The organism is Jeotgalibaca sp. MA1X17-3 (genome assembly GCF_021513155.1).
Taxonomy (GTDB): Bacteria; Bacillota; Bacilli; order Lactobacillales; family Aerococcaceae; genus Jeotgalibaca.
This window is the reverse complement of sequence record NZ_CP090983.1, coordinates 2,153,223-2,178,564: the sequence shown is the minus strand read 5'-3', so window position 1 is coordinate 2,178,564 and position 25,342 is coordinate 2,153,223. Positions and strand designations below refer to the sequence as shown.

At 35.8% G+C, this 25,342-nt stretch carries 22 protein-coding genes, 1 pseudogene, 1 riboswitch and 1 other annotated feature; of the genes and pseudogenes, 21 read left to right on the top strand and 2 right to left on the bottom strand.

Going from position 1 to position 25,342, the window contains the following annotated elements; translation table 11 throughout:
• The first annotated feature begins 167 nt into the window (after positions 1 to 167).
• The 7 genes and pseudogenes from pcrA (at position 168) to LZ578_RS10815 (ending at position 10,207) form a co-directional block, all read left to right on the top strand.
• Positions 168 to 2,420 (top strand): DNA helicase PcrA, encoded by a 2,253-nt coding sequence (gene pcrA / locus LZ578_RS10845; protein WP_396326760.1) that lies wholly within the window; start codon positions 168 to 170, stop codon positions 2,418 to 2,420.
• A gap of 90 nt (positions 2,421 to 2,510) precedes the next feature.
• Positions 2,511 to 4,537: pseudogene (ligA, locus tag LZ578_RS10840) on the top strand (NAD-dependent DNA ligase LigA).
• 46 nt (positions 4,538 to 4,583) lie between these two features.
• Positions 4,584 to 5,687 (top strand): CamS family sex pheromone protein, encoded by a 1,104-nt coding sequence (locus tag LZ578_RS10835; RefSeq protein WP_235145192.1) that lies wholly within the window; start codon positions 4,584 to 4,586, stop codon positions 5,685 to 5,687.
• A gap of 121 nt (positions 5,688 to 5,808) precedes the next feature.
• Positions 5,809 to 6,114, top strand: a complete 306-nt coding sequence (gene gatC, locus LZ578_RS10830; RefSeq protein WP_235145191.1) for an Asp-tRNA(Asn)/Glu-tRNA(Gln) amidotransferase subunit GatC — start codon at positions 5,809 to 5,811, stop codon at positions 6,112 to 6,114.
• Positions 6,111 to 7,565: an Asp-tRNA(Asn)/Glu-tRNA(Gln) amidotransferase subunit GatA gene (gatA, locus tag LZ578_RS10825; RefSeq protein WP_235145190.1), complete on the top strand. Its 1,455-nt coding sequence runs from the start codon at positions 6,111 to 6,113 to the stop codon at positions 7,563 to 7,565. The genes gatC and gatA overlap by 4 nt, the downstream gene beginning before the upstream one ends.
• Before the next feature lie 12 nt (positions 7,566 to 7,577).
• Positions 7,578 to 9,008: an Asp-tRNA(Asn)/Glu-tRNA(Gln) amidotransferase subunit GatB gene (gatB, locus tag LZ578_RS10820; protein ID WP_235145189.1), complete on the top strand. Its 1,431-nt coding sequence runs from the start codon at positions 7,578 to 7,580 to the stop codon at positions 9,006 to 9,008.
• Between the two features lie 206 nt (positions 9,009 to 9,214).
• A complete protein-coding gene (locus LZ578_RS10815) occupies positions 9,215 to 10,207 on the top strand; it encodes a diacylglycerol kinase (RefSeq protein ID WP_235145188.1) in 993 nt (330 codons plus the stop codon).
• Between the two features lie 46 nt (positions 10,208 to 10,253).
• On the opposite strand, the gene LZ578_RS10810 is transcribed toward LZ578_RS10815, so the two are convergent.
• Complete coding sequence (locus LZ578_RS10810) at positions 10,254 to 10,787, bottom strand: DUF2812 domain-containing protein (protein ID WP_235145187.1); 534 nt, start codon at positions 10,785 to 10,787, stop codon at positions 10,254 to 10,256.
• A 178-nt stretch (positions 10,788 to 10,965) separates the two neighbouring features.
• Here LZ578_RS10810 and LZ578_RS10805 point away from each other — a divergent pair, with 178 nt between their 5' ends.
• From LZ578_RS10805 to argS, 6 genes are all read left to right on the top strand, one after another.
• Positions 10,966 to 11,406, top strand: a complete 441-nt coding sequence (locus LZ578_RS10805) for a hypothetical protein (protein ID WP_235145186.1) — start codon at positions 10,966 to 10,968, stop codon at positions 11,404 to 11,406.
• Positions 11,407 to 11,444: 38 nt separating this feature from the next.
• On the top strand, positions 11,445 to 11,957 hold the full coding sequence (locus tag LZ578_RS10800) for a ribonuclease domain-containing protein (RefSeq protein ID WP_235145185.1): 513 nt from the start codon (positions 11,445 to 11,447) through the stop codon (positions 11,955 to 11,957).
• The gene (locus LZ578_RS10795; RefSeq protein ID WP_235145184.1) at positions 11,945 to 12,223 is read left to right on the top strand and encodes a barstar family protein; all 279 of its coding nucleotides are present in this window, start codon (positions 11,945 to 11,947) and stop codon (positions 12,221 to 12,223) included. Before LZ578_RS10800 ends, LZ578_RS10795 begins: the two co-directional genes overlap by 13 nt.
• A gap of 122 nt (positions 12,224 to 12,345) precedes the next feature.
• On the top strand, positions 12,346 to 13,140 hold the full coding sequence (locus LZ578_RS10790) for an alpha/beta hydrolase (RefSeq protein WP_235145183.1): 795 nt from the start codon (positions 12,346 to 12,348) through the stop codon (positions 13,138 to 13,140).
• A gap of 19 nt (positions 13,141 to 13,159) precedes the next feature.
• Positions 13,160 to 14,416 (top strand): UV DNA damage repair endonuclease UvsE, encoded by a 1,257-nt coding sequence (uvsE, locus tag LZ578_RS10785; protein WP_235145182.1) that lies wholly within the window; start codon positions 13,160 to 13,162, stop codon positions 14,414 to 14,416.
• Between the two features lie 84 nt (positions 14,417 to 14,500).
• Positions 14,501 to 14,718 (top strand) — a binding site (T-box leader).
• A gap of 84 nt (positions 14,719 to 14,802) precedes the next feature.
• A complete protein-coding gene (gene argS / locus LZ578_RS10780) occupies positions 14,803 to 16,494 on the top strand; it encodes an arginine--tRNA ligase (RefSeq protein WP_235145181.1) in 1,692 nt (563 codons plus the stop codon).
• Positions 16,495 to 16,570: 76 nt separating this feature from the next.
• On the opposite strand, the gene LZ578_RS10775 is transcribed toward argS, so the two are convergent.
• Entirely contained in the window at positions 16,571 to 17,248 is a 678-nt protein-coding gene (locus LZ578_RS10775) for a CAP domain-containing protein (protein WP_235145180.1), read from the bottom strand.
• 169 nt (positions 17,249 to 17,417) lie between these two features.
• On the opposite strand from LZ578_RS10775, the gene LZ578_RS10770 reads away from it, so the two are divergent.
• The 8 genes from LZ578_RS10770 (at position 17,418) to LZ578_RS10735 (ending at position 25,299) form a co-directional block, all read left to right on the top strand.
• A complete protein-coding gene (locus tag LZ578_RS10770; RefSeq protein ID WP_235145179.1) occupies positions 17,418 to 17,897 on the top strand; it encodes a GyrI-like domain-containing protein in 480 nt (159 codons plus the stop codon).
• Between the two features lie 24 nt (positions 17,898 to 17,921).
• The gene (locus LZ578_RS10765; RefSeq protein WP_235145178.1) at positions 17,922 to 19,358 is read left to right on the top strand and encodes an MATE family efflux transporter; all 1,437 of its coding nucleotides are present in this window, start codon (positions 17,922 to 17,924) and stop codon (positions 19,356 to 19,358) included.
• A 153-nt stretch (positions 19,359 to 19,511) separates the two neighbouring features.
• Positions 19,512 to 20,369 carry a nucleotidyltransferase domain-containing protein gene (locus LZ578_RS10760; RefSeq protein ID WP_235145177.1) on the top strand — a complete coding sequence of 286 codons (858 nt, stop codon included), beginning with the start codon at positions 19,512 to 19,514 and terminating at the stop codon, positions 20,367 to 20,369.
• Positions 20,362 to 21,021 carry an SIMPL domain-containing protein gene (locus LZ578_RS10755; protein WP_235145176.1) on the top strand — a complete coding sequence of 220 codons (660 nt, stop codon included), beginning with the start codon at positions 20,362 to 20,364 and terminating at the stop codon, positions 21,019 to 21,021. Before LZ578_RS10760 ends, LZ578_RS10755 begins: the two co-directional genes overlap by 8 nt.
• 85 nt (positions 21,022 to 21,106) lie before the next feature.
• Positions 21,107 to 21,262: riboswitch (Lysine riboswitch) on the top strand.
• Between the two features lie 106 nt (positions 21,263 to 21,368).
• Complete coding sequence (locus LZ578_RS10750; protein ID WP_235145175.1) at positions 21,369 to 22,763, top strand: YfcC family protein; 1,395 nt, start codon at positions 21,369 to 21,371, stop codon at positions 22,761 to 22,763.
• A gap of 99 nt (positions 22,764 to 22,862) precedes the next feature.
• Positions 22,863 to 23,075: a YdbC family protein gene (locus tag LZ578_RS10745; RefSeq protein ID WP_235145174.1), complete on the top strand. Its 213-nt coding sequence runs from the start codon at positions 22,863 to 22,865 to the stop codon at positions 23,073 to 23,075.
• A gap of 227 nt (positions 23,076 to 23,302) precedes the next feature.
• Positions 23,303 to 24,172 carry a hypothetical protein gene (locus tag LZ578_RS10740; protein WP_235145173.1) on the top strand — a complete coding sequence of 290 codons (870 nt, stop codon included), beginning with the start codon at positions 23,303 to 23,305 and terminating at the stop codon, positions 24,170 to 24,172.
• Entirely contained in the window at positions 24,169 to 25,299 is a 1,131-nt protein-coding gene (locus LZ578_RS10735; protein WP_235145172.1) for an HIRAN domain-containing protein, read from the top strand. The genes LZ578_RS10740 and LZ578_RS10735 overlap by 4 nt, the downstream gene beginning before the upstream one ends.
• Positions 25,300 to 25,342: the final 43 nt, after the last annotated feature.

The following is a 25,342-nucleotide window of genomic DNA, read 5'->3' as shown; positions in this document are numbered from 1 at the left end:
TTTTGAAAAAGAAACAACTAAAAAAGATTTAATAAAGCACCATATATAAGCAGGACCATTTATTGCTGTAGGACCTATAAAATGATAGACTAGAACATGATACATATTCAAAATAACCTATGAATAAATAAACAAATATAAAGAAGAAGCAAGTAGAAAGGATGGCAATTGTGCAACCAAATAAACTCTTAAATGGGATGAACCCCAAACAAAAAGAAGCCGTATTGGCAACTGAAGGTCCGCTTTTAATTATGGCGGGAGCAGGTAGTGGAAAGACGCGTGTCTTAACACACCGTATGGCATACTTACTAGAAGAAAAACAAGTAAATCCTTGGAATATTTTAGCCATCACTTTTACAAATAAAGCAGCAAAAGAAATGAAAGAACGAGTTACTCGTTTAGTAGGGACCGCAGGAAATGATATGTGGGTATCCACCTTTCACTCCATGTGTGTACGAATCCTTCGGCGAGAAGCAGAACACATTGGGTACTCAAAAAACTTTACGATTTGTGATCAGAGTGAAACAAAATCATTGATGAAACGAATTATAAAAGAACGAAATTTGGATTCTAAAAAATTTGAGCCGAAAATGATTTTGGCGAGAATATCAAATGCAAAAAATGAATTACAAACACCTAAAGAATTTGCAAATGGACATGACAATTATTTTGATAATATTATTGCAGAATGCTACCAGACCTATCAACGAGCACTTGAAAATGCACAATCAATGGATTTTGATGATTTAATTATGCTAACGGTTAAGTTATTTGAGGACCATCCAGAAACCCTAAAATATTATCAAAATAAATTCCATTATATTCATGTGGATGAGTATCAAGATACCAACTATGCACAATATAAATTAGTGCAATTGCTAGCACAAAAATTCAAAAATATTTGTGTAGTAGGAGACGCTGATCAGAGTATTTATGGATGGCGTGGAGCAGACATGGAAAATATCATGAACTTTGAAAAAGACTATGCAAAAGCCCAAGTAATCTTACTAGAACAAAACTATCGCTCTACCAAAAAAATACTGCAAGCCGCTAATGATGTCATCCAAAATAATCAAAATCGAAAAGATAAAAAACTTTGGACCGATAATCCAGAAGGTGAAGAAATTATCTATTATCGAGCCCAATCCGAGCATGATGAAGCTCGCTATATTGTCTCTGTCATGCAAGAAGAAGTTCGAAACAATCAGCATAAATACGGAGACTTTGCTATTTTATATCGAACCAATGCGCAATCACGTGTTGTAGAAGACACCTTAGTAAAGTCAAATATTCAATATAAAATGGTTGGCGGACATAAGTTCTATGATCGCAAAGAAATAAAGGATATTTTAGCGTACTTACATTTGATAGCCAATCCGGCTGATGATTTGAGTTTTAACCGAATTATTAACGTACCCAAGCGTGGCGTTGGAAATGTCAGCTTAGAAAAATTATATGGATTTGCAAATGAATATGATTTTTCTTATTTCGAAGCGGCTAAGAATGTTCAGATGTCGCCTTTAAGTGGAAGAGCTGCCAAAGAAATTAATACATTTTATCGAGTACTCCAAGAATTACAAAATATGTCAGAATTCGTTTCGATAACCGAATTAGTTGAAGAATTATTGGAAAAATCTGGTTATATGGAAAGCTTGAAAGCAGAGAATACGTTAGAATCAGAAGCTAGAATCGATAACTTGAATGAGTTTCTTACGGTTACACAAGAATTTGAAAAAACTACTTCAGAGCCGACGAGCTTGACGGATTTCCTTTCAGACCTAGCACTTGTATCTGATTTGGATAATGTGGAGGAAGTTCCTCAAGAAGAAGTTACCTTAATGACGATGCATGCTGCAAAGGGACTAGAGTTTCCTGTTGTCTTTATTATTGGAGTAGAAGAAGGGATTTTCCCGTCTTTCCGTTCATTAATGGAAGAACATGAAATGGAAGAAGAACGACGTTTAGCATATGTGGGAATTACTAGAGCGGAAAAACAACTTTATTTAACAAATGCATATTCTCGTATGTTGTATGGACGCGTTCAAAATAATCCAGCCTCTCGTTTCTTAGAAGAAATGGATCAATCGTTATTGAAAACAAATTCTACTCCCAAAAGTGCTCAAAAAAACGTTCCAACTTCTCGTTGGCGTCAGAAGAACGAGCGATATGATCGAGCATTCAGTCAACCGCATCAAAAGAATGAAAAGAGTGAACCAACACAATCTGTCTCCCAAACAGGAACAAGTGGAGCGGAAGCATTAGATTGGAATGTAGGCAATAAAGTAAGTCATAAAAAATGGGGTGTCGGTACGGTAGTCCAGTTAACGGGTGAAGGTGATGGTCTGACACTGGATATTGCCTTTAAAGATGTTGGAATTAAACGTTTGCTGGCATCATTTGCACCTATTGAGAAAATGTAGCACATTCTAATGTAGTAATCGAGAGGAGTGAAGGCAGTTTATCTTTCCATACAACTCAATGAAAATATATGGAAAGATCTGCCGCAATAGATGGAAAAATGGCCGATTGCTGAGGCAGAGGAACGTGTATTCTATTTGCGTTCCGTGCTACAAAAGCATAGTTATGCGTATTACGTTTTAGACAAACCAAGTATTTCTGATCAGGACTACGATGAAATGTATCAGGAACTAGTTGCAATCGAAACCGAATATCCGGAATTGATTACTTCTGACTCTCCTACCCAACGTGTTGGAGGAGAAATTTTACCCGGTTTTGAAAAGGTACAACATGATGTTCCTATGCTTAGTTTGGGGAATGCATTCAATCAAGAGGATTTATTGGCTTTTGATCAACGAATCAAAGGACTAACAGCCAAACCTATTCAATACATATGTGAATTAAAAATAGATGGCTTAGCTGTTTCTTTACGTTATGAAGATGGCGTTTTTACAAGAGGAGCTACCCGTGGTGATGGTGTAGAAGGGGAAGATATTACTCAAAACCTACGCACGATTAAAGCAATTCCCTTACGAGTACAAGAACCGATTTCGTTTGAAGTGCGGGGAGAGTGTTATATGCCCAAATCTTCTTTTATGAAACTCAATCAAGAACGAGATGAAAAAGGAGAGGATGTTTTTGCCAACCCTCGTAACGCAGCGGCAGGCTCCTTACGCCAACTTGATTCTCGTGTCGCAGCAAATCGTAATCTGAGCGTGTTTCTATATAGTGCAGCAAACTTTGAAGAATTAGAAGTCCATTCTCAATCAGAGTTATTGGAACGATTAGCCACTCTAGGACTACGTACAAATGCAGAACGAAAACAATTTGACTCTATTGAAGACGTTTGGTCTTTTATTGAAGAAATAAGCGTTAAACGGACTGACCTCGCGTATGAAATTGATGGAATTGTTATCAAAGTAAATGATTTTGAAACACAAGCAGAAATTGGCTATACGGTGAAAGCACCAAAATGGGCTATTGCATATAAGTTTCCCGCTGAAGAAGCGGAAACAGTCGTGAGAGACATTGAATGGTCGGTAGGAAGGACTGGAGTTGTAACTCCCACCGCAGTAATGGATCCAGTTTTTGTTGCTGGAAGTACCGTTCAACGTGCTAGTCTCCATAATGTAGATTTACTACAAGAAAAAGATATTCGTCTAGGTGATACGGTCATTCTGCATAAAGCAGGTGATATTATCCCAGAGATAAAAAAGTACTCGTAGAAAAAAGAGTAGATACAAGCGAACGCTATCCGATTCCTACAGAATGTCCAGCTTGTCATAGCCACTTGGTTCACTTGGAAGACGAAGTTGCTTTGCGTTGTATCAATCCAAAATGTCCGGCGCAATTAAAAGAAGGCTTGTCTCATTTTGTTTCTCGGAATGCAATGAATATTGTAGGGGTAGGCGTTCGAGTTGTTAGTCAAATGTTTGAAAAAGGACTGGTACAAGACTTTGCTGGTCTCTATTCACTAACGATGGATGATTTACTTCAAATGGATAAAATAAAAGAAAAATCAGCACAGAATATTTTAGCTGCAATTGATAAAAGTCGAACCAACTCACTCGAACGTCTGCTGTTTGGACTGGGGATTCGTCATGTAGGTTCAAAAGCGGCTAAAATGTTAGCTGAAGAATTTGAGACCATTGATCGAATTATGGAAGCTACCAAAGAAGAAATCATCGCGACCGAAGGGTTTGGTGAGATTATTGCTGAAAGTGTTGTTGCATATTTTAGTTTACCTGAAGTAGCAGATTTGATTGAAGAATTTAGAAAATCTGGGGTAAATGTAAGGTATACAGGAAAGAAGAAAAAAGTAGTTGCAATGACAGAAGTTGAATCTGTTTGGCACGGGAAAACAGTAGTTCTCACAGGGAAATTGACACACTTTAATAGACAAGAAGCAACGGAAATGATTGAAAATCTGGGTGGAAATGTCACAGGAAGTGTTTCCAAGAAAACAGATATTCTAGTAGCGGGTGAAGAGGCGGGAAGTAAATTGAAGAAAGCCGAATCATTACATGTGCCCGTTTGGACAGAAGAAGAAATGCTTAGACACTTAGAAAGAAGTGAATGAAGTGAAAAAGAGTAGAAGAGTTTGGCAACTAGGAGGAGTCTTATCGGTGTTATTATTTCTAACTAGCTGTACGTCTATAAATAATCAGCCAGAAGGTACAGTAACCAATGATAACACCCAGACAGTTGTCCCCGTACAACCAACTCCCAATCAACTTTCTGATGACTATTATCGTGCATTGATTGTTGATGGGAAATATCAATCCAGCCAAAATCGTGGTGTAAGTCTGGATTTAAATTCTTCTGTAAATATGAAAGCTTTTGAAACGGACTTATTGAAGGTTGCTAAAAAAGTGTTTCCTACTGATCAATACTTTTTCCAAGAAGGACAGATCATTACAAAGGAAATGGCTCTTAGTTGGATTAATAGGAAATCAGAGGATAATCCGCAAGGTTTGAATCCAGAATCAAATGAATTAATAGATTCAACCGATCGAAGTCCACAATATTTATCACAAATAGTAGAACAAGACTTCATGATTGAAACAGAAAAAGGATTTGAATTAGGTGGGATTGCGGTTGGATTGGCCATGAATCAAATCGACTATTATAATGTGAAAGATTCAAATTCAAATCTTAATTTCTACGAACAATCACTAGACCTTGAAACAATATTAAAAGAAGCCAAATCCTATGGAAATGAAATTGTTTCTCGTTTACGAGATGAAACTGGAGTAGAGTCACTTCCAATTGTTGTAGGGATCTTTCTTCAATCACCAAAGGATAGTTTGGCAAGTGGCAATTACGTATTAGAAGGTAAATCTACTGAAGGTCGAACCGTCGAAGAATGGATTCAAAGAAATGAGAAAAGGATTCTATTCCCGACTTTTGATGGAGAAGAAACGGATGTTAATACACAATTTAATAACTTTAAAAATGAAATTCAGTTATTTTTTCCTAACTTAAGCGGAGTGACGGGAGTTGGCTTGTATCAAGAGGACAAGATAATCTCCTTGCATGTTGATATTATGACCCAATTTTACGGTCAAACCGAAATCATTGCTTTTACACAGCAGATTACGGATGCAGCAAATCGTTACCTTCCAAAAAACATTGAAATAGAATTAAAAGTGGAATCTATAAATGGAATTGAAGCATTTTTAACTCGTTCTGAGAACACTCAAACATTCAATTATCATGTTTTCGAATAAATTATTTTGTGTTTTGTTTGTTTGATAGAAATAAAAAAGCCGATACAGTGCCTTTTATGCTAAAATGATAAGGTATATAGGAGCAGGCTCCATATTAGAGTGAGAGAAAGAGGGGAAACGAATGGCAATCAGTGAAGAAGAAGTACGCCATGTAGCGAAGTTGGCAAAATTAAAATTTGAAAAAAATGAAATTCATCATTTTACCGAACAGATGAGTGATATTATCGATATGGTAGAACAATTGGAAAAGGTTGATACAACCGGAGTTGCGGTTACCACTCATGGATACAGTCTAAAAAATGTAATGCGAGAAGATATCGCGGAACCAGGTACAGATCGAGAAGAATTATTTAAAAATGTTAAAACAGCGGAAGACGGTATGATTGAAGTTCCCGCTATTTTGGAAAATGAGGGGGAAGATGCATGAATATTTTTGATGAAACATTAACAAGCCTTCATGAAGGACTCGTTAGCAAAAAGTTTACTTCCGTTGAGTTAACCGAAGAAGCATTCAGACGAATCGCAGAAGTAGATCCAAAAGTGGATGCTTTCCTAACTTTAAACAAAGAAGCAGCACTTAAACAAGCAGCAGCTGCTGATGAAAGAGGCTACGAAACGGGTAGTATGTTAAACGGGATTCCAATCGGTATTAAAGATAATATCGTAACGAAGGGATTAACCACGACTGCCGCAAGTAAAATGTTGGAAGATTTTAATCCGATTTATGATGCAACGGTTGTTGAGAAATTAGAAGCAGCGGGTGCGATTAACGTTGGAAAACTAAACCTGGATGAGTTTGCTATGGGTGGAAGTACCGAGAATTCTTATTTCAAAACAACAAAGAACCCATGGGATACAACAAAAGTTCCAGGAGGTTCTTCTGGTGGGTCCGCAGCAGCGGTAGCTAGTGGACAAGTACTGGCTACATTAGGAACGGATACCGGTGGAAGTATTCGCCAACCAGCTGCATTTACTGGTCTGACAGGTATGAAACCAACTTACGGACGTGTTTCACGGTACGGTTTGATTGCTTTTGCATCTAGCTTAGATCAAATTGGACCCTTTACTCGAAATGTAACCGATAATGCTTTGATGCTTGAAGCAATCAGTGGGTATGATCCAAAAGATTCTACGAGTGCAAATGTAGAAGTACCAAAATTTAGCGCCAACTTAACTGGAAAGATTTCTGGAATGAAGATTGCTCTTCCTAAAGAATATTTCCAAGAAGGCGTTTCAGATGAAATAAAGACTGCCGTTGAAAAAGCTGCAGCTCAATTTAAAGAAATGGGCGCTATTGTAGAAGAGGTAAGCCTACCAACCCTTTCTTATGGAATTCCTGCATATTATATTATTGCTTCTTCAGAAGCGTCTTCGAATTTACAACGATTTGATGGAATTCGTTATGGATACCGTGCCGAAAATATTGTAACGTTAGAAGATTTATACGTGAAGAGTCGTTCGGAAGGATTCGGAATGGAAGTAAAACGTCGCATCATGCTAGGGACGTTCTCACTAAGTGCTGGATTTTATGATGCTTACTTTAAAAAAGCGGGACAAATCCGTACATTAATTAAAGAAGATTTTGCACGTATTTTTTCTGATTATGATTTAATTCTTGGACCAACCACGACTACAACCGCTTATAATTTGGGTGAGAAAAGTGATAATCCGCTTGAAATGTATATGGCTGACTTATTAACCGTTACAATCAACTTAGCTGGTGTTCCAGCCATTTCATTACCGGGTGGTTTCTCTTCAGAAGGATTACCAATTGGAATCCAATTAATTGGAAATTATTTCGAAGAAGAAAAAATTTATCAAGCAGCATATGCGTTTGAACAAAAAAATGATTATAGCACGAAACACCCAAACTTGTAGGAGGAGAAACAGATGAACTATGAAACAGTCATTGGACTAGAAGTCCACGTAGAACTAAAAACAAATTCAAAAATGTTCTCCCCATCTCCAGCACACTTTGGGGCAGAGCCAAACACAAACACAAATGTGATTGACTGGGGATATCCAGGAGTTCTGCCAGTAATCAATAAAGGTGCAGTGGAATTTGGAATGAGAGCAGCTTTAGCATTGAACTGTGAAATTAATCGTTCTACCCATTTCGATCGTAAGAACTATTTTTATCCAGATAATCCAAAAGCTTATCAAATTTCTCAAATGGATGATCCAATTGGGTATGATGGTTGGATTGAGATTGAAGTCGAAGGCAAGAAAAAGAAAATCCGTATTGAACGGGTTCATTTAGAAGAAGATGCAGGGAAAAACACTCACGGAACAGGTGGATATTCCTATGTCGATTTAAACCGCCAAGGAACACCTTTAATCGAAATTGTTTCCGAGGCAGATATGCGTTCTCCGGAAGAAGCCTATGCCTATTTGGAAGCTATTCGTGAGATTATCATGTTTACAGGTGTTTCTGATGTGAAAATGGAAGAAGGTTCTATGCGTTGTGATGCAAATATTTCTCTACGTCCCTATGGACAAGAAGAATTTGGTACCAAAGCAGAACTGAAAAACTTAAATTCCTTTAACTTTGTTCGACGTGGTTTGGCTCATGAAGAAATCCGTCAAGCGAAAGTATTGAACTCCGGTGGAACCATCCAGCAAGAAACTCGTCGTTTCGATGAAACAACTGGAGAGACTATTTTAATGCGAGTGAAAGAAGGTTCGAGTGACTACCGTTACTTCCCAGAACCAGATCTTCCTGAATTAGAAATATCAAAAGAGTGGGTTGAAGAAGTAAGAGAAAGTATTCCAGCATTGCCAGCTGAATTACGGAAGAAGTATACGCAAGAATTTGGCTTACCAGATTATGATGCAATGGTTCTTACTTTGTCGAGAGAAATGGCCTACTTCTTTGAAGCAACCTTAAAAGCTGGAGCTGATCCAAAACTAGCATCCAACTGGTTGATGGGAGAAGTATCTGCCTACTTAAATAGTGAAAAATTAGAACTTTCTGAAACAAAATTAACTCCAGAAAACTTAGCTGGAATGATTCAATTAATTCAAGATGGCACCATTAGTACGAAGATGGCTAAAAAAGTAATCCGTCTATTGGCAACAAAAGGTGGAGAAGCTCGTGAAGTAGTTGAAAAAGAAGGACTGATTCAATTATCAGACCCCGGTCAACTATTGCCAATTATCAACGCTATTTTGGATGCCAACCAGCAATCTGTTGATGATTTTAAAGCAGGAAAAGATCGTGCGAAAGGCTTCTTGGTTGGTCAAATTATGAAGCAAACCAAAGGACAAGCTAATCCAGGAGTCGTTAATAAATTACTGGCTGAAGAATTAGGAAAAAGATAAATAGAAAAATTGGAGTTGCAGAATAAACTGCTCTCCAATTTTTTGACTACATAAAATTAATTGTTTTTTGATTAAAAAACAAATTTCGTCTATATGATTAGTGAAACAAGAAAGAATGGCGTATAGTAGAAAAAGAATTGTGCTAAAAATACATCATTTATATTTCATTACAGCATAGATGACGATTGAAAGACGAGGAAAAGACAATGAGAGCAAGAGTGATATATAATCCATCATCCGGACGGGAACAACTAAAGAAAAGCATGATTGATATTCTTCATATTTTAGAACAAGCAGGATATGAAACGAGTGCCTTTGCAACTACGCCAGAACCTCAATCTGCTGCTAAAGAAGCAAAACGAGCTGCCTTAGCTGGATTTGATTTAATTGTAGCTGCCGGAGGAGATGGTACGGTTAATGATGTGGTCAATGGAATCGCTGGATTGGACCAAAGACCAAAAGTTGGTATTATTCCTGCTGGAACTACGAATGACTATGCAAGAGCATTAAAAATTCCACGAACTGGATTTTTGAAAGCAGCGGAAGTAATTGCTGCAGGACATGCCATTCCAATGGATATTGGTCAAGCAAATGACACTTACTTTGTGAATATTGCTGCGGGGGGATATTTGACTGATTTAACCTATGAAGTCCCTTCAAAATTAAAAACTGCATTTGGATATTTAGCGTATCTTGCTAAAGGCGCAGAGAAAATCCCTCAGATAAAACCGATTCCGATGCATATCGAATATGAAGGAGGCGTCTATGAAGGCGTAGCTTCGATGTTCTTTATTGCGATGACCAATTCTACCGGTGGATTTGAAATGTTAGATCCTAACATCGTACTGGGAGACGGAAAATTTTCTTTATTTGTTATCAAAACAGCCAATATTTTAGAAATTCTGCAAATTATCCGATCCTTAATTATGGGTGGAAAGCACATTGATCATCCCCAAGTATTATATGCTCAAACAACTTTTGTAAAAGTACATTCAATGGATTCACAAACGATTCAAATTAACTTGGATGGTGAATATGGTGGAGATTGTCCTACCACGTTCTTGAATCACCAACAACATATAGAAATTATAGGAAATACTTCTGATTATGCAGAAACAGTCGAACCATTAGAGGAACAGACTTCCTTCCTAGAAATGATTGAAGAATTACAATCGGAAGATTTACCTTCAAGCAAATAAAAAAACTGCCATTTGGCAGTTTTTTATTATACAAAATCTATAAAATTCATAGATTATTTTTATTTTCTTTTGTTACTTTACGAACTTGGGAAGAGTAGCCTCCAATAACGACAAACAAAAGAGCAGCAATAGAAAAACATGTGATTCCGATTATTTGACTTAACGGAGAAGTGTTCACTATATTTGAAATACCAAGCACAATACTACCCAGTGCGAGTACATTTAAAAAACGCATAATGGATTGGTAATGACGAATTTTTGATTCATAATCAGCAACGGTTTCAAAAGGTCCCTGAGAACTTTTCTTTCGAATAACGATCCAGTTGGAGTTGTTGATGACGATTTCGATTCCAGCCTTTTTTTGTAAATCTTTTTGTTTTTGGATTTCTTCTTCTGTTTTGTCCGCTACATATTGATAGCGATACAAATATTCACCTGGTATGCCTTGTTTAAAGGTATATTTCCCAATTGAAAAATCAGTTAAATCATATCCTTGTTGTGCCATTTCATTAATCCATTCTTCTTCTTTTTCATAATTGAAGAAGACTTTATTTTTAGTGATGATCTCGTTATTGTTCATGTTTGTACCTCCAAAAAAATATCCATCTTGTACATCTATTGTAGCGTTTTCTCAAGAACTAATCCACTAGATCCAGAAAGACCTCCCTTATAAGGAATTTTATTTTTTGTGAGAGGGATTTGCGTTATAATAAAAGAATAGACTACTCCAGAATCTGGATAAAGAAAGGAATTTACTATTGAACTCTTCGTTTTTAAGAAATATTTTTGAAAAAATAAAAAATATTTGGATGACGGCAAATGGTTTTGATGCTTTTTCAAAATTTTTAATGCAGACCGGAATTGCTTTCTTGATACTAAGTGTGCTATTTCGAGTGAAATTTATTTCATGGATTGGATTTGCAATCCTGTTATTTTTTTACATTCGCACTTTTTCAAAAGACAAACAAAAATTCTCACGTCAAAATAGAACGTTCCTTCAATATAAACAAAAAATGGATACGTATTTCCAAAGTCAAACACGTGCACTTAAACAGATAAAATGGAATCGACAACAAAGAAAAACACATCGTTTTTATAAGTGTCCTTCTTGCGGTCAAAAAGTTAGAGTACCAAAAGGCCGAGGGAAGATAACCATTACGTGTCCAAAGTGTGCTACGAAATTTACTAAAAAAAGTTAGAATTAAAAAGTTTAGAATTAAAAAGTAAGGAGAGTCGTATGGAAAAAATTAAACCATTTTTCAAGGGCATTTTACCATTTATTCTTGTGTTAATCATGGGGATGTTAGTGGGCTGTGAATATGTAGATAGGGAGCTATTTATAGAAGAATCCCCCAATTCCCAAAATACAATCCAACAAGGAGTCCAAGAGGAAGAACGGTATTCTTCTAGAGAAGAAGTAGCGGAGTACCTTTGTCGCTATGATGAATTACCTTTCAATTACCTTACCAAAAGGGAAGCGGGAGAACTTGGTTGGGATAACTCACAAGGAAATCTATGGGATGTAACCGATAAGATGTCCATTGGTGGAGACCGATTTGGAAATCGAGAAGGTCTACTTCCAACGGAAAAAGGTCGAGTGTACTATGAAGCGGATATCAACTATCAAGGTGGCTACCGCAATGCAGAGCGAATTGTTTTTTCAAATGATGGATTGATTTTCTATACGGATGATCATTATGATTCCTTTGAACAGCTTTATGCAAAGGAGGACGCTGCATGCAACGATTGATACTAGATGGAGAAAAATGTACGACGAAAGAAACAACTCATCATATTTTAAAAGAAGGTTTGGGGCTTCCAGATTATTATGGTGCGAATTTAGATGCCTTATGGGATGTTTTGACCAGTGATTTTTCTGAACGGATGATTGTCATTCGTCACCCAGAGTCAATTCTTAAAAATTTAGGTGGCTATGGAGTTTCTTTGCTCCGATTATTTGAAGAGTCAAAGCAAGAAAACAGTCACATTCATATTGTATATTCCTATCATTTTTAAAAGTGTGAAACAGGGACTCGTTTAATCGAATCTCTGTTTTTTTGTTGTTTCGTAGAGTTTGTGGCTCGTGAAATAATGGATAATAGGTTAAAATTAAGAGAGATAAAGAGGAGTGAGTGCAGATGTCAAAGAAAAAGAAGTCGTCATTTAAAGAAGAACCGTTGAAAGAAAAAAATAAGTATTCAAAAACAAGTAAAATATTCCTAGCAATTGGATTTATGCTATTCCTATTATTTGGTATTGTATTAGGTTATCTTAGTGATTATTATAAAGCATCTGACGAAGCATTAGCGGCATTGCAAACTACTCAAACGGTTGAAGTGTCAGGAGAAGATCCAATTATATTTAGACCTGAAAAACAACCAGAAGATGAAATTGGAATTATTTTTTATCCAGGTGGAAAAGTGGATGAAAAAGCTTACGCTCCTATCATGAAACAGTTAGCTAAAGAAGGGTATACAGTTTTTGTAGCCTCTGTTCCTTTCCATTTAGCAGTTTTTGATAGTAATGCTGCAGAAGGCATTATCGAAGATCATCCCGAAATAAAAGAATGGTATCTAGCAGGACATTCATTAGGTGGAGCAATGGCTGCAGCATACACAAATAAAACAACTCAACAAATCGAAGGGTTAATTTTATTAGCTGCCTATTCAGCAAATGACCTTTCTAGTCAAGAGCTTCCTGTGATCATTATTTATGGAAGTCATGATGAAGTTCTAGATGTAGAGAAGTTAAAAGAAAACCAAAAGAACCTTCCTCTAGGAGCTAAGGAATATGTGTTAGAAGGTGGTAATCACGCCTTGTTTGGAAATTATGGATTTCAAGAAGGTGATGGAGAAGCAACGATCTCTGCTTCTGAACAACAAGAAGAAACAGTGGAGCTAATCCATAGCTTTATCCATGAGAATAATAAGTAAGAGAAAGTGGGAGTGAAAAATGAGTATTGGATATGCATGTTTAGCTGTAGGGGTTTCTCATACTAAAATAAGTACGACCATCCAAAAAAATGCAACAGAAGACCGTTTAAAAGAACTGATTGCTTATAACCTTCATTCTTTAGAAAATATGATTGACTTTAATATTGAAAATGATATTTACTTGTATCGAATTAGTTCGGGGTTAATTCCTTTTGGTTCTAGTCCCGTAAACCAATTGGATTGGTCCTCTCTTTTTAAAAAAGATTTTGAAAGAATCGGTCAAAAAATTCGTACACATAAAATGCGTGTGTCCTTTCATCCGGGACAATATACTGTTTTAAATTCACCTACTGCATATGTAGTGAAACGAGCTATTAAAGATTTGGATTATCATGTCAAAGTATTGGAAGCTTTGGGAATGGATTCTTCTCATAAAATTATTCTTCATGTGGGAGGAGTATACGGAGATAAAGAGTTGGCTATTCAAAGATTTATTGATACCTATGAAACCTTGGAACAAAGAATCAAGGACCATCTGATTATTGAAAATGATGATCGCTTATATACCATTGAAGATGTTTTAAAAATTGCTGACCACTGTTCGATTCCAGTCGTTTATGATAACTTACACCATGCAATAAATTCATCTAGCCAAGAAGGAACAGATGCGTATTGGATTCAACAAGTAGCACGTACTTGGAAAGAAAAAGATGGACGACAAAAAATTCATTATTCACAACAAGCTTCCGAAAAAAGAACAGGTGCTCATACTGCAACTATTCATCTTGCACCGTTTTTAGAGTTCTATCAACAAGTTTCGGGTTCAGAAATAGATATTATGTTAGAGGTAAAGGATAAAAACCTTTCAGCCGTGAAATGTATTCTTGCTACCGAAGAGAATAGTAGTATTCGGAAACTAGAACAAGAATGGGCACGTTATAAATATGCCGTGTTAGAAAAGTCACCTGTGCTGTATCAAAAAGTACGAGAATTATTAAAAGACAAAAATCCCAAAATAGCTCTACCTTTTTATCAAATGATTGAAGAAATCTATTATTTGCCAGAAAATATAGGGTATTCTGAGAATGCTGCCTTGCATGTATGGGGGTATTTTAAAGATATCGCTACTGAAAACGAAGGACAAGTATTCCATAAAAAATTAGAAAAATTTCGAGAAGGTACCTTGTCGCTTGCTGCAATGAAACGATATCTATGGAAATTAGCTGAAAAATATCAAGTGAGTTACATTCTTCGTTCTCTTTATTTTTCATTTTAATAAATAATGAATTTTTATGTTCTCATAAAATGTGAAAAGGAATGGACAAGAATAATTTTTATTGCTATATTAGGATAGATATAGAGAAATTCTATGAGGAAGAGAGTATTTTTCTTTGGAGTTCCAAGCGAGTGGGGATGGTGGAAACCCATAACAAAGATGAAAAAGAAGCGCACTTCTAAAGAAAATGATCTGAATATATAAAAAGTAAGATCATTCGGGTCACCTCTCGTTAACAGGTAAAAGGACAATAAGGTTTTTATTGTCGAATGAGAGTGGTACCGCGAATGATCGTCTCTCTTTTGCATGTGCAAAAGGGGGCGTTTTTTTATTTGAAGAGGGAACCAATAAAAGATTAAAGTAGTTAATAAAAAAGGAGAACGAAAATGGATTATAAAAAAATAGTTGCAACAGAGATTCATCGTCATACAGGAGAGCATTTGTCAGTAGAACAAATTACAAACTTATTGGAAAATCCAAAACACTCTGGATATGGAGACGTTGCTTTTCCTGCTTTTTCTTTATCAAAAGTTTTCCGTAAAGCACCTCAAGCAATCGCTTCAGAATTAGCAGAAAAAATTGAAAATGACTATATCGAAAAAGTAGAGCCAGTAGGTCCCTACTTAAATATCTTTTTAAATAAAGAAGCGGTCAGTAGAGATGTCCTTCATGAAATTGCATCACAAAAAGATACTTTTGGTGATTTGGCGATAGGGAACAACCAAAATATTCCGATTGATATGTCTTCACCAAATATTGCTAAACCTATTTCAATGGGTCATTTGCGTTCCACTGTCATCGGAAACGCGCTAGCAAATATTGTTGAAAAAGTAGGTTTCCACCCTGTTAAAATCAATCATTTGGGAGACTGGGGTACTCAATTCGGAAAGCTTATTGTTGGGTATAAAAAATGGGGTAGTGAAGTTGAAGTTCGAAAAAATCCGATTGCAGAGCTTTTAAAACTTTATGTACGATTCCATGAAGAAGCAGAAAGCAATTTGGATTTAGAAGATGAAGCTCGCGCCTGGTTTAAAAAATTAGAGGATGGCGACCAAGAAGCTCAAAATTTATGGGAATGGTTCCGAAATGAATCCTTAAAAGAATTTATGAAAATTTATGAGATGCTAGATATTACCTTTGATTCCTTTAATGGAGAAGCCTTCTATAACGACAAAATGGGTGAAGTAGTAGAACTCTTAGAAGCGAAAAATCTTTTAACATCAGATCAAGGGGCAACCATTGTTGATTTAGAAGAATATGGCTTGAATCCAGCTTTGATTAAGAAAAAAGATGGTGCTACTCTTTATATTACAAGAGACTTGGCCGCAGCTATTTATCGTCAACGTACGTATAACTTTGCACAGTCCTTATATGTTGTTGGGAATGAACAATCTAACCATTTCAAACAATTAAAAGCAGTATTGAAAGAATTAGGGTTAGAGTGGGCAGAAAATATGCACCACATTCCTTTTGGTCTCATTACCCAAGGAGGTAAAAAATTATCCACTCGTAAAGGGAAAATTATTTTGCTAGAAGAAGTGTTGAATGAAGCAACCGAACTAGCTATAGAACAAATTAATGAGAAAAATCCAACCTTAGAAAATAAAGAAGAAGTTGCCAAACAAGTTGGAATCGGAGCGGTTGTGTTCCATGACTTGAAAAATGATCGCCTAAATAATTTTGACTTTGTTTTAAAAGAAGTCGTTCAATTTGAAGGAGAAACGGGTCCTTATGTTCAGTATACGAATGCACGAGCATTAAGCATCTTGCGTAAGGCTTCAAAAGAGTTGGATTTGGATGCAGAACTAAGTTTGAGTGATGATTATGCATGGGATACAATCAAGTTGATTAATAGTTTCCCGGATGTAATTTTACATGCTTATGAAAAATTTGAACCGTCTGTAATTGCAAAATATTCTTTACAATTATCTCAATCTTTCAATAAATATTATGGAAATTCTAGAATTTTACAAGATGATGAAGAGTTAAATGCTCGTCTTGTGCTAGTAAAAGCAACTACCATTATTTTACAAGAAAGTTTACGTTTACTAGGCGTGAAAGCTCCAGAAAAAATGTAAAATTAAAAATGACTGATTCTTATTTAGAGAGTCAGTCATTTTTTTGGTTTACCAGTAGAATTCTAAGTCATAATGGTTAGTAGGGGGTTCCGAATATTTGAGTGATGTATAAAATTTCTCCATCAAAATAAACACCTATTCCAATTTCTCGGTACTCTAGCTTGATTAAGTTTTCATAATGGCCAGGGCTTTCTACCCAGCCATTAAAAAGAAATTCTGCCATTTTTTCATCTTCCAAGTGATGGGTAGCCATCGCTAAGTTTTCTCCGGCAATGGTATAGGTATAATTTAGACCGTTCTCATTTAAGGTAGTATAGAAATCTCTACCATCAGGGCGAGTATGAGAAAAGCTACGTTCTGTTTCTTCTGCGCGTATATGAGCAGCTTGCTCTAACTGCTCATTTGAAGAAAGAGGTTCTAGGGATTGTTCTATTCGTAAATCATTTGTTAGTTGTAGAATACGGGCACGAATTAAATCTTCCTCAATGGATTCTGGTAAGGGACGATAATCTTCATTAGGGATCATGGTAGAAGTGGGAATCTTTTCTGGAGAAGAATGAATTTCATTTTCTGATTGACTGGGTAGATTTGTTTGTAGAGAAAGAGAACCTTCCTTTACTTTTTCAGTGAATAAGGTGATGTCTTTGCTCATACGAGGAAGGAGTACGGTTTCTATCCAACCAGATTGAATAACGAAGTACCCAACTAGAAAGAGAACCATTAATTTTATAAAGTTTTTCAGGATTTTTTTCAAATGATTTTCACCTCTCTTTTTTTCAATTATTTCACTGCATTATAGCAAAGAAGCGAGTGGGTTAAAAGGAGATAGGACTACATGGGGCCAAACAGTAGTGAACGTATGAAGAATATGCTATGATTTTTATAGCAGTATATCGTTCAAAAATAAAAGGAGAGGAATAAAAATGCCGAGAATTAGTGATTTCCAAGTGATTGAAAGAGGACCACAAGCTACTCTAACGATCTATTCCGATGTTGAACTCAAACAGATCCATTCAGAAATATTTGAATCTCATAAAAAAGTCGCAGCTTATATCCAACAACTCGATATGAAACCATCAGGCCCTTTCTTTGTAATCTATCACGAATTTTCAAAAAAGAGTGTAAAAATGGAAGCTGGATTTCCTGTAAGGATGGAAAGAACTGGTAAAGAAGATATTCAACCGAGCCACCTAACAAGTGGTTTATTTCTTACAGCACTTCACTTGGGGCCTCATCAGGAGATTCCAAAAATATATACAGAAATGAATCAATGGTTGGAGCAAAATCATTTTAAGACAACAGGTGTTTCTGAAGAAATTTACTATAATCAAGAAAATAGTCGTGTGAAAGAAAACCAGTTAGTCTCCATGGTATTGATTCCGATTGAAAAATTAGAAACTTAAAAAGGAAAAGAAAGGTACGACTCTATGGATAAATTTAAAAAACCACAAGAAAACAAAATGGGAACGATGCCGATTAATCGTCTTTTAATCAGTATGTCTGTTCCAATGATGATTTCGATGCTGGTACAAGCATTATATAATATTGTAGACAGTATTTTCGTTGCTCAAATCGACGAGAAGGCTCTGACAGGTGTTTCGCTAGCCTTTCCGGTGCAAAGCTTGATGATCGCGATTGCGGTCGGTTCAGGGGTAGGAATTAACGCTTTAGTGTCTCGACGTTTGGGAGAAAAACGTTTTGAAGAGGCAAATCAAACCGCGGAAAATGGAATTTTTCTAAATATGCTTCACTATCTTTTATTTGCAGGATTAGCTATTCTTTTTATGAAGCAGTTTTTTCTTTCTCAAACGAATGATCCCGAAATCATTCGCCATGGACAAGAATATTTGTATGTCATTTCTTTTTTTGGTTTAGGTAAGTTCTTACAAATTACTTTTGAACGTCTGCTCCAATCGACTGGATTATCATTTTATTCAATGATTTCTCAAGGTGCCGGTGCAGTTATTAATATTATTATGGACCCTATTCTAATTTTTGGATTACTTGGTTTACCCGCAATGGGGACAAAAGGAGCAGCAATTGCTACCGTAATTGGCCAAAGTATCGCGGCTAGTTTAGGACTGTACTTCAATTTAAAATATAACAAAGAATTACAATTTTCATTAAAAAAATTCCAGCCACGACTTCAAATTTTGAAAGACATCTATGCGATTGGAATTCCTTCCATTCTAATGATGTCACTTGCTTCATTCTTGAATTTAGCAATGAATAATATTTTGATTGCATTCACTCCAACTGCAACAGCAGTCTTTGGAATTTATTTCCGTCTGCAGAGTTTCGTATTCATGCCAATTTTTGGAATGAATAATGGAATGGTTCCTATCATCGGTTATAATTATGGAGCGAGAAAAGCAGATCGAATTAAAGAAGTACTGCGACTAGGAGTGAAGTATGCTTTAAGTATCATGTTTATTGGAACGATTCTTTTCCAGTTATTCCCAGAACAGTTATTGAGTATGTTTAACGCTTCTCCAGAAATGCTGAAAATTGGAATTCCTGCCATGCGAATCATCAGTACACATTTTATTATGGCAGGGTTTACGATTGTGATGAGTTCAAGTTTCCAAGCGTTTGGATTAGGGAAGTATAGTCTAATTATTTCTCTTATCCGACAAGTGATTGTTCTATTGCCTGTTGCATATTTTATGGCTCAAACCGGAGATTTGAATCTGGTCTGGTGGGCCTATCCGATTTCCGAAGCAGTTTCAGTAATCGTCTGTCTCTTCTTCTTACGTGTGGTTACTAAAAATATAATTAATCGATTGGATGACAGTGATGGTCATCAGGGAGAAAAAAGAAAAATGAAAGAATCAAACCAACAAGTGATTAAAGCTGAAAAATAGTAATCATACAGAGGCCGCCTCATTTGAGAGCGGTTTTTTTCTTTTCATAAAAGGAAAGCACTTTAAAAAATATCTATAAAAGCACATATAGGGTTCTCAGTAGCGAAAACAGATGGTTTGGGCTATGATAAAAAGAAAAGCGGAGGGGATTAAATGAATCAAGATAAGTGGATTTCCATGCTCTCTTCTGTTGAAGGAATTGATGCAATCGTAATCGGCGGATCTCAAAGTCGTGGAGAAGCAGACAAAGAGTCAGATACGGATATTGGAGTGTATTACAATGACCAGATTGATTGGAAAGAACTCGAAAATACGTTAAGAGTATTGATGGATGAGACGAGCTTATCAGAAAAGATTCTCTATCTACCTGGAGAATGGGGACCATGGGTAAATGGTGGCTCTGGATTACGAGTAGATGGAAAATCTTATGATGTTATTCTTCGAGAAACCAAAAGAGTAGCCTCCGTTATTCAAGAGGTCCTTGCTGGAGAAATTACAGTAGACTACCAGACTGGTCATCCATTTGGCTTTGTAAATGCAATCTATGTAGCAGAAGTATATTATGCAATTCTATTATGGGAGACAGATTCCCGCCCGCTTACTTGTTTAAAAGAAAATGTAACGGATTCTCTCCCACCTAATATGAAAGAATCTCTTATTGAACGTTTTATGTTTGAAGCTGAATTTTCGATGCAAAGTGGCCATCAAGCAGCTTTTAGAGGAGATTTACATTATATCATGGGCTGTTTTTTTAGAACGGTAACCTGTTGGAATCAGGTTCTATATGCACTAAATGATACGTACTTTATGAATGAAAAAGGAAGCATAACAACTGCTAGAAACTTCCCAATAGCACCACGTGAGTATCAAGTTCGTGTCAATCAAGCCTATTTCTATTTAGCTGAACATCGACCTGCACTAGGATTTCAAGAATTCGAAATGCTTCATGAAGAAATCATCCACCTTGTTCAGAAATATCGTTTACGTAGAAAGGAAGAAAAGAATGACTAAAAAAGGAACCATAACGGTTAAAGGAAAAGGGTTTGCAAGTGCCCCACCTGATACGATAGAAGTTGCGATAGAACTCTCAGCGACAAAAGATACGTATGAAGAAGCAATGAACGATTCTAGTAATCGACTAGAAGGGATTCGTACTGCCTTACGTCCTCATCATTTTAATAAAGAAGATCTAAAAACAGCACATTTTCATATTGATACCGAATATGATTATCCAGAAAATAAGGATGGAGTCCAACAACGTCGACTCGTAGGGTATCGATATATACATAAATTATATTTTGAGTTTCAGAATGATAGCGAATTTTTAGGTGAGGTTCTTGAATCACTATCAAAATCAGAAATGAATCCTGATTTTTCAGTACGCTTTAAATTAAAAGATCAAACAAAGATTAAAAAAATAATGCTAGAAGAAGCTGTTCATGATGCTAGAGATAAAGCCCTCATTCTTACCAAAGCTAGCGGAGTAAAGTTGGATCGTATTGAGTCCATTCAATATGATTGGAGTGAAATAGAACTTTATTCTTCAAATTTCCTTCAAGATACACAAATGATGAGAGCATCAAGTTCTGTAATGGATATACAGCCAGAGGATATAGAAAATAGTGAAACGGTTTCCATTACGTGGAATTTAGCAAACGAATAATTTTTTTAAAAATCATGAAGTTTTGATTTGCTACTTGATGAGATTTGTTTTAAGATAGCTATTAACAAATAAAAGAATAACGTTCGATTTTGGAAGAGGTCGCGAAAAACAAGAGTAGAATTTCATTCGAAAGGGTTTTTCGCCGAAATACAGAAAATAATCTGTGTTGGGGTCAGTCTAAATAAGACTGATGCTGCCAGAATGTCTTGCCCAAAGACATTCAAGGAGTGCTTCCAAAGTTGAGGGCAGAAGGAAGCTCCACGATGAACCTTTTGCTCATCGTGGAGTTTTTGTGTACTCTTTTTTCGAAAAAACGTTGTTTCAAAAATAGAAAAGGCGGATTAGATATGAATAAAAAAAGAAATAAAGGGTTTCAGATGCCCCATACATATGTACTATTGATTTCAGTTATGATTATTATGGCAATTCTTACTTGGATTATTCCAGCAGGGCAATTCGAAGTGATAAAAGAAGGAACAAGAACGGTTGTTGTTCCTAATTCGTGGCACGCCGTAGAGTCTAGTCCCCAAGGTTTTTTTGAAATAATTAACTCAATCCCAAAAGGATTGGTTGAATCTGCAAGTATTTCAATTTTTATCTTTTTAATTGGTGGAGCATTTATGGTGATTAATGAAACAGGAATGGTAGCCGCATTTATTTTTAAAATAGCTAAACTTCTAAAAGGACGAGAAAGTTTAGTGATTCCAGTGTTTATTTTGATTTTTGGAATTACAGGAGCTACATTAGGCTTCTCAGAAGAAACAATTGTCTTTATTGCAATGGGGGTCTCACTAGCCATTGCTTTAGGATACGATGCAATCGTCGGAATGAGTATGATCGCACTAGGTGCAGCGATTGGATTTAGTGCTGGATTTCTAAATCCATTTACAGTTGGAATTGCACAAGGGATTGCTGAATTACCAACGTTTTCTGGAATGGGTTTACGGATTGTTATGTTTTTTGTTCTTTGGATTGTAACATCCATTTATGTCATGATTTATGCGAATAAAATAAAAAAAGATCCGACAAAAAGTTTTATGTACTCTCCTTATGATACAAAACGAACACAAGAGAAACTTGAAGAAGTTCAAATGAATAAACGTCATGTGGCTGTAGGAATTATTTTTGCAGCTGGAATGATTCTAATCGCGTATGGTGTTATTCAATACGGTTGGTTTGTTCAAGAAATTGGTGCCATTTTTATGGCAACTGGAATTATTGCGGGTTTTGTATATGGATATGGACCTTCTAAAATTGCTGAATTATTTGTTTTAGGTGCAAAAGACATGATTTTTGCTGCCCTAATCGTAGGGGTTGCTCGTTCCATTGTCATTGTGATGGAAGATGGAATGATTATCGATACAATTGTAAATTTCCTTGCAGGTAGCGTTCAAATTTTACCTGGTGCAGTTGCCTCTGTTGCTATGTATATAATCCAAATTATTATTAATTTTGTTATTCCGTCTGGAAGTGGACAAGCAGCAGCTACAATGCCAATTATGGTACCTCTCGCAGATGCAATTGGAATCACACGTCAAACATCAGTTTTGGCGTACCAACTAGGTAGTGGCTTTATGGATTCGATTATGATCACAAGTGGTGTGCTAATGGCGCAGCTTTCTGTAGCCAGAATTCCTTATACGAAATGGGTAAGATATTTAGCTCCACTTATGTTAATTTGGCTATTAATTGGAATGGCATTCCTACTGTATGCTTATAATATCGGTTATGGTCCATTCTAATAGTCTACTAAAAAAAGGCTTTCTTTTGACGGATATACTTTCCAGTGGTAAATTTAAGGGAAGAAATCAATAGAAGTTAAGAGAAAAGGAGCGGTCACAATGAGTGATTTTAAGTATGAAATAGTAGCCCATATTGGAGTGTTAAGTACTTCAGAAAAAGGGTGGACAAAAGAATTGAATGTGATTAAGTGGAATGATAATGAACCCAAGTACGATATTCGTGAATGGAATCCTGATCATACTAAAATGGGAAAAGGCATTACCATGAATGAAGAAGAGATTGGTCAACTCCGTTTATTCATTATTAATTAAGAAAAAAGATTTTTATATCGATAAATGTATAAAATAATAGACAACGAGGTAGCACTTTATATCATTAAAGTGTTATTTCGTTTGTTTTAATAGAAATATCTAAAAATCGTTGTCTAGTATTAGTCAAAAAGGAAGCATCTTATGATATGATTTAACTAACAGAACAAATCAATACATTAAAATTTAAAGAGTATTCGTCAAAAAACGGATGAAAGGAGAGCCATGTAATGATTACGACTAGTAGTATTTACGAAACGATTCTAAAAGAAAAAGAAGAAGATCCAAATTTACCTTATTCATTTCAGAATCCACAAGTTTCTGGAAGAGAAGATACGCTATTTGTATTGCTTACGGAAGGAATCCCTTTTAGTAGAAAGGAAGATTTAGCCTGTGAGTGTTGTGTACTATTAGAAAATCTTTTACAAAAAGAGGAAGATTTTCAAAATGATTCAGAAATCACTGAATTTCTAACTGAGAATCCCTTACGGCTATTCTTCATTGAACTCCGAGAACGACTGCGAGTGCTTTTAGAACACCAAACTTTTAATGAAAAAAAACTCCACACTTTTGCCATGGATCTAGTACGGAAAAGTTTGCATCCTGAAGAAGTGAAATTAGGTATTATTATTTTAGGTTTTTTTCCTAATGATTTAACCCAGCAGATATTCAAAACGTTGGGTTATCATAGTGATTTTACAATATATGTTGCAGAAAGTTTACGGCACTCTTATTTTTCACAAAATAAATTTATTTTTGACTTAGCTCAACATACGATTGGATATGGGAAGTTAGCAGCACTTTTTCTTCTTCGACCTGTAACGGAAGAGCAAAAAGGATGGGTAATAAAAGAAGGGATCAAAAGCTATTTTCTTTCAAATATATACTCTAGCCTTTCCTTTCAAAAAACGGATATTCGTGAATATTTGTTTGATGTAGAAATTACTGAAAACAATTATAGTGATTTAATGTATTTTTTAGCCTATCGAGAAGTCAATGATCTAGAATCTATTTCAGATAAAATGCTAACGTTTATGGAAAAAATTGTTGAAAAAAAGAATTCGCAATCTCGTTCATTGATCAAGCAGGAATGGTTATGATTTGGCATCAAATTATTGATAATTGGAAACAAGATTACCAAGATTTAGATCAAGACTCTGAAGATAAAGAAGAAATTAGTGAGTATTGGGAACTTCGTTTTAAACGTTATGAAGAAATTATTCGCTCGATTGAAATTTTCTTAAACAAACCAAAATGGAACTTAATTAGTAACAAGGAGTTAGCAAATCCTACTGAATCAGATTATCTGATTGTTACCGTCTTACAGTTTATGGAAATGACCCCGGAAATAAATATCTTTATTCCCATTTTAAGAAGAAACCCCTTAGGATTGCATCTATTGGACTTCTTTCTCATCAATCACCCCAATACCTACTTTATGAAGGTTTGTGATTATCTAAAACAATTGTTAAATAAAGAACTCTTTACTTTGACTTTAGAGTTTGACGAGGAAGAATTACCTGAAACACATGATTTATTTCGTGTGAACATGTGGTTAGAAACACTCTTTGAACTGATGATTGAGAAGGATTTATATGACGAAGAATGGCTATTAAAAGGGATTCATTACTACCAACCTAAAATACGTAGAATAGCATTACAAGGACTAAAGAAAAATCGTGAGAAATGGAATGAAAAAGTTTTAGGAGAATTGGAAGCTTTAACGAAGCTAGAAAAAAATAGAAAAAACTCCAATTTATTGCGTTTTTTACTAGATCCAGAAGCGGAAGCAGAAAAAGAACGGAAATTTTTAAAAGTAGAAAATCCAGTGATCAAAAAAAGTAGCGCAGATAGAAAGTTATTAGATACGTACATTACAGGCGCCCATCAACATGATTTATCCGTCATTGATGTCTTAATTAGAAAAGGGAGCCTTCTACAATTGGTACGCGATAAAGATCACGAGCTCGATCGTCATGCAATTGCGGTAACGTTGGAGAACGGCTATCTATTAGGATATATTCCCCGTATAGATAATCGGGTACTTGCCAATCTTTTAGAAAATAATGATATCTTGTATGCCATAATGACTAGTGAGGATATTTATGAAGCAGATCCGCGTATTACGATTATGCTGAGGCAAAGAGGGGAAAGGCCACCTCAGAAAGAAAAAATTTCTAGCAAAAATATTGTACAATTTCCTCAAAGTAAAATATCTAAAAAATAAAAAAGAAATGATATCCTTTTATTGAAAATTATAGTGACCCCAA

What these genes read in the sequence shown, in the direction of transcription:
- gatA (WP_235145190.1), top strand. Translation starts at nt 6,111, where the DNA reads ATGAATATTTTTGATGAAACATTAACAAGCCTTCATGAAGGACTCGTT.
- LZ578_RS10795 (WP_235145184.1), top strand. Translation starts at nt 11,945, where the DNA reads ATGCAACGATTGATACTAGATGGAGAAAAATGTACGACGAAAGAAACA.
- LZ578_RS10770 (WP_235145179.1), top strand. Translation starts at nt 17,418, where the DNA reads ATGCCGAGAATTAGTGATTTCCAAGTGATTGAAAGAGGACCACAAGCT.
- gatC (WP_235145191.1), top strand. Translation starts at nt 5,809, where the DNA reads ATGGCAATCAGTGAAGAAGAAGTACGCCATGTAGCGAAGTTGGCAAAA.
- LZ578_RS10740 (WP_235145173.1), top strand. Translation starts at nt 23,303, where the DNA reads ATGATTACGACTAGTAGTATTTACGAAACGATTCTAAAAGAAAAAGAA.
- LZ578_RS10745 (WP_235145174.1), top strand. Translation starts at nt 22,863, where the DNA reads ATGAGTGATTTTAAGTATGAAATAGTAGCCCATATTGGAGTGTTAAGT.
- LZ578_RS10810 (WP_235145187.1), bottom strand. Translation starts at nt 10,787, where the DNA reads ATGAACAATAACGAGATCATCACTAAAAATAAAGTCTTCTTCAATTAT.
- LZ578_RS10750 (WP_235145175.1), top strand. Translation starts at nt 21,369, where the DNA reads ATGAATAAAAAAAGAAATAAAGGGTTTCAGATGCCCCATACATATGTA.
- LZ578_RS10815 (WP_235145188.1), top strand. Translation starts at nt 9,215, where the DNA reads ATGAGAGCAAGAGTGATATATAATCCATCATCCGGACGGGAACAACTA.
- LZ578_RS10755 (WP_235145176.1), top strand. Translation starts at nt 20,362, where the DNA reads ATGACTAAAAAAGGAACCATAACGGTTAAAGGAAAAGGGTTTGCAAGT.
- uvsE (WP_235145182.1), top strand. Translation starts at nt 13,160, where the DNA reads ATGAGTATTGGATATGCATGTTTAGCTGTAGGGGTTTCTCATACTAAA.
- LZ578_RS10790 (WP_235145183.1), top strand. Translation starts at nt 12,346, where the DNA reads ATGTCAAAGAAAAAGAAGTCGTCATTTAAAGAAGAACCGTTGAAAGAA.
- LZ578_RS10735 (WP_235145172.1), top strand. Translation starts at nt 24,169, where the DNA reads ATGATTTGGCATCAAATTATTGATAATTGGAAACAAGATTACCAAGAT.
- LZ578_RS10760 (WP_235145177.1), top strand. Translation starts at nt 19,512, where the DNA reads ATGAATCAAGATAAGTGGATTTCCATGCTCTCTTCTGTTGAAGGAATT.
- gatB (WP_235145189.1), top strand. Translation starts at nt 7,578, where the DNA reads ATGAACTATGAAACAGTCATTGGACTAGAAGTCCACGTAGAACTAAAA.
- LZ578_RS10800 (WP_235145185.1), top strand. Translation starts at nt 11,445, where the DNA reads ATGGAAAAAATTAAACCATTTTTCAAGGGCATTTTACCATTTATTCTT.
- argS (WP_235145181.1), top strand. Translation starts at nt 14,803, where the DNA reads ATGGATTATAAAAAAATAGTTGCAACAGAGATTCATCGTCATACAGGA.
- LZ578_RS10765 (WP_235145178.1), top strand. Translation starts at nt 17,922, where the DNA reads ATGGATAAATTTAAAAAACCACAAGAAAACAAAATGGGAACGATGCCG.